Source organism: Shewanella sp. AC91-MNA-CIBAN-0169 (assembly GCF_040310165.1).
GTDB lineage: Bacteria > Pseudomonadota > Gammaproteobacteria > Enterobacterales > Shewanellaceae > Shewanella.
On sequence record NZ_JBEOPM010000062.1, the window covers coordinates 1 to 824 of the forward strand.

Annotated in this window: 1 protein-coding gene; it reads left to right on the plus strand. The window is 44.4% G+C overall.

Features of this window, described 5'->3' with window-relative positions:
• Positions 1 to 824, plus strand: an 824-nt coding sequence (tuf, locus tag AAEY98_RS22120) for an elongation factor Tu (RefSeq protein ID WP_351019692.1), incomplete at both ends; no start/stop codon positions are given.

The following is an 824-nucleotide window of genomic DNA, read 5'->3' on the forward strand; positions in this document are numbered from 1 at the left end:
GGTCACGTTGACCATGGTAAAACAACTTTAACAGCAGCAATCTCTGCCGTTTTGTCTAAAACTTATGGTGGTGAAGTTAAAAACTTCGCTCAAATCGATAACGCTCCAGAAGAGCGTGAGCGCGGTATTACAATTAATACTTCTCACATCGAATATGACACACCAATTCGTCACTACGCACACGTAGATTGTCCAGGTCACGCGGATTATGTTAAAAACATGATTACCGGTGCTGCACAGATGGACGGCGCAATCTTAGTAGTTGCTGCTACAGACGGCCCAATGCCACAGACACGTGAGCACATCTTGCTTTCACGTCAAGTAGGCGTACCTTTCATCATCGTATTCATGAACAAATGTGACATGGTAGATGACGAAGAATTACTAGAATTAGTAGAAATGGAAGTGCGTGAGCTTCTTTCAGAATACGACTTCCCAGGTGATGATTTACCAGTAATTCAAGGTTCAGCTCTTAAGGCACTAGAAGGCCAGCCAGAGTGGGAAGCAAAAATTCTTGAGCTTGCAGAAGCCCTAGATACTTATATTCCAGAACCAGCTCGTGACATCGATAAGCCATTCCTACTACCAATCGAAGACGTATTCTCGATTTCAGGTCGTGGTACAGTGGTAACAGGTCGTGTTGAACGTGGTATCGTTCGCGTATCAGACGAAGTTGAAATTGTTGGTGTTCGTCCAACAACTAAAACAACGTGTACTGGTGTAGAAATGTTCCGCAAGCTACTTGACGAAGGTCGTGCTGGCGAAAACTGTGGTGTGTTATTACGTGGTACTAAGCGTGATGACGTAGAACGTGGTCAAGTACT